Annotated in this window: 4 protein-coding genes; all 4 read left to right on the top strand. The window is 33.4% G+C overall.

The window, feature by feature from the left end; genetic code table 11:
- A partial coding sequence (locus tag E1171_RS03920; protein WP_187696238.1) for a histidine kinase occupies nt 1-522 on the top strand: 522 nt, incomplete at its 5' end.
- 15 nt (nt 523-537) lie between these two features.
- Nucleotides 538-1296 (top strand): LytR/AlgR family response regulator transcription factor, encoded by a 759-nt coding sequence (locus E1171_RS03915; protein ID WP_155204293.1) that lies wholly within the window; start codon nt 538-540, stop codon nt 1294-1296.
- A gap of 275 nt (nt 1297-1571) precedes the next feature.
- Complete coding sequence (locus E1171_RS03910; protein WP_155204291.1) at nt 1572-1919, top strand: YciI family protein; 348 nt, start codon at nt 1572-1574, stop codon at nt 1917-1919.
- A partial coding sequence (locus tag E1171_RS03905) for a sigma-70 family RNA polymerase sigma factor (protein WP_155204289.1) occupies nt 1909-3108 on the top strand: 1200 nt, incomplete at its 3' end. The genes E1171_RS03910 and E1171_RS03905, both read left to right, overlap by 11 nt.

Genomic DNA, 3108 nt, shown 5'->3' with positions numbered 1-3108 from the left:
TTATACAACAGCTTAAATACGATTGATGCCCTGATAGATTATTCTCCTAAAGAAAAGGTAAAAGCATATGTGCAAAATTTGGCGGCCTTGTATCGCTATTTGATTAAAGCAAAAGATGAAGATATTGTAACATTGGAAGAGGAAATTGCCCTGGTTAAAAACTATATTTTTTTAATTGAAACCCGTTTTGAAAACTCCTATTTATTTTCATTTAAACTGACTGAAGTTCCGAAGAACAAGTTTCTACCTACTGGGGCTTTATTAACGGTAATTGAAAATGTGGTAAAACATAATATTGCCTACGAAGGAAAGAGCATTGAAACGGAAGTAAAATTGGTCAATAATAACCTCTGCATCAGTAATACGAAATCAAGCATTCATAAAATCAATGGAGAGGCCTTGGGAACAGGTTTGGAAAATCTAAAAAAACGATATCAATTGTTAAGTGATAAAAACTTCCAATTGATGGAAACAGAAACCCACTTTTCTGTTCACCTTCCACTATTAATTGTAGTTTCTTAATCAAGCAGGAAAGGAATGAATATTCTCATATTGGAAGACGAAACCCCCGCATACAGGAAGCTGGTTAATCATTTGCAGAATTACTTTGGAGATCAACTGGAACACCGTCATGTAAAATCTGTTCGTGAAGGCATTTCCATTTTATCTGGACCCTATACTTTCGATCTGATTCTTTCCGATATAAAGTTACTGGATGGAACTTCCTTTGAGGTCTTTAAAGCGGTTTCCGTAAATACCCCCATTATTTTTTGTACCGCATTTGACGATTATTTGTTAGATGCTTTTAATACCAATGGTATTGCTTATATTTTGAAGCCATATTCTCAAAAAGATATAGAAGATGCTATCAATAAATACCAAAATCTTTTTCAGACAAAACCTATTGAAAATAATGTTTTTGAAGAGTTTAAAACTTTACTGAAACAAGAGAGAAAAGCTTATAAAAAACGCTTTGCGATTAAAAAAAAGTCAGGAATTCAATTGGTAGAAATTGATGATGTCAGTTATATAGAGGCTTATGGTGATTTATGCAAATTAATTGATATACAAGGGAATCAGCACCTGTTCTCCAATAATATTGGAAGTTTAATTATTGATCTTGATCCTTCCCAATTTTTCAGAATAAACCGCAGTCAGATCGTAAGTATAAAACATATTGTGAGTATTGAGCCTTATGCTAAAAACAGACTTTCTTTGATGATGGTCGGCCTCGACAAAAACATCCTTACCAGTACTACTACCACAAAAGATTTCAGAAAATGGTTAGAACAATAATTTAATCTGGATTTTAGTGGCTTTTCCTCTATCCCTAAAGATTTTATTTCCTTTTAAAAAATGTCCAATTCCTTCTTTTTGATTTATTTATAAAATATTTATTTTAACTGGATTGCAGTTGGAAAATGTTGGGATAATTGGGAATAATTTGTCTTAAAACTCCTGCTACTTCCTGGTGGACCGCCTTTATTTTCACCACAAGAAAAATTTTATTGAAAATTGTCCAAAATTACTTAGGTCAATTGTCTTTACCCTGAACAAAAATTAATTTAAAAATGAAAAAGTTTTTATTATTACTGCACGAAGACGTGGAACGTATGCAGAATTTGTCATCTAAAGAGATGGAAGAATTAGTAAAATCTCATACGGCCTGGGCCAATAAATTAGGAGAACAAGGATATTTACTTTCTTGTGACGGTTTGGATGAGAGAGGGGTACAAATTAAAGGAAGGGAATCTATTATTCAGGATGGACCCTATATAGAATCAAAAGAAATGATAGGAGGATATTTTTTGCTCAAAGCTAAGGAATTAGACCATGTTGTTGAGATTGCAAAGGAATGTCCTTGTCACCTATGGGGAGGTACAACTGAAATTCGGCCTATAATGGATTATGAAGAATAAAAACAATTCGACTCCATTTTCGGAAATTGAAACCAGCTACAGAAAATTATATGGGAAGCTATTCGCTTCCCTATTTTGCCAATTTGGGACACAATATGTGAACCAAATTGAAGATGCCATTCAAAACTCCTTTTATAAGTCCTTAAAAGTTTGGAAGCACGATGGAATTCCCGAGAATAGGGAAAATTGGTTGTATAGGGTTGCACGAAATGATTTAATCAACCAAATAAGGAAGGAAAGTCATACTTCAACGACTAATCTCGGCATTTCGTTTAATGAAAAACAGGAAGAAATCATTCAGGAAGACCTAAGATTACAAACTATCTTATTTTTTTCCGCTATGGAGGGATTATCTCCTCAAATGAAAATCCTTCTAATTCTGAAAGATATTTTTGGACTACATGTGAAGGAAATAAGTGAATGTACCTTGCTGACTTCTGAAGCCATTTATAAGGGTATCAATAGGGCCAAGAAAACACTTCAATTAAATGCTGGGAATAAACATTTTAAGCGGTCCGAAATTTTAGATAGGGAAATAGGGATCGTGGAGGAAATTCTTTATGCGGTGTTTAATATAGGGTTTGATTCCTTTGATGAGAAAATAGCTTCTATTGTAAATGATGATTTGTGCTTGGAGTCCCTGGCACTTGCGAAGGCGTTATCTAAAAAATTTGGAAATATTTCAACAAAGCATCTCATCGCTCTTTTCTGTTTTAACTTAGCACGGATCCCTGCAAAAATGAGTAATAATGAGTTTATTCCATTTTTTAAACAGGAAATTGACCAATGGGACAATGATTTTATTGAACTGGGTTTTCATTATCTGGAGAAACCAATAAAACTAAATAAATATTACCTTGAAGCACTTATTGTCAGCAACCATATGACTGCCAATTCATTTGATCCCAGCTATTGGAATGGGATCATTGATTGCTACCAACTATTGTATTCCCTAACTAAATCTCCTATTGTAAAAATTAACCTCAGTTATTGTTTACATATGGCCAATAGAAGGGAAGAGGCTTTTGAAATTCTTAAAGGGTTGGAAAGGCAGTTACCTGAAGAGCATTTTTATTTTTCTATTGTGAAGGCCAATATTTTGAAAGATAGCAATTCTTCTGAAGCAAGCAGGATTGTAAATGGGATTATTGCCAAAGTAAATCAAAAAGTAAGGAAGGATTATTTAAAA

The organism is Xanthovirga aplysinae, from assembly GCF_009711365.1.
Lineage (GTDB): Bacteria > Bacteroidota > Bacteroidia > Cytophagales > Cyclobacteriaceae > Xanthovirga > Xanthovirga aplysinae.
This window is presented reverse-complemented; position numbering and strand designations above follow the sequence as displayed.

Coding starts and splice junctions, on each gene's coding strand:
- E1171_RS03910 (WP_155204291.1), top strand. CDS start 1,572: ATGAAAAAGTTTTTATTATTACTGCACGAAGACGTGGAACGTATGCAG.
- E1171_RS03915 (WP_155204293.1), top strand. CDS start 538: ATGAATATTCTCATATTGGAAGACGAAACCCCCGCATACAGGAAGCTG.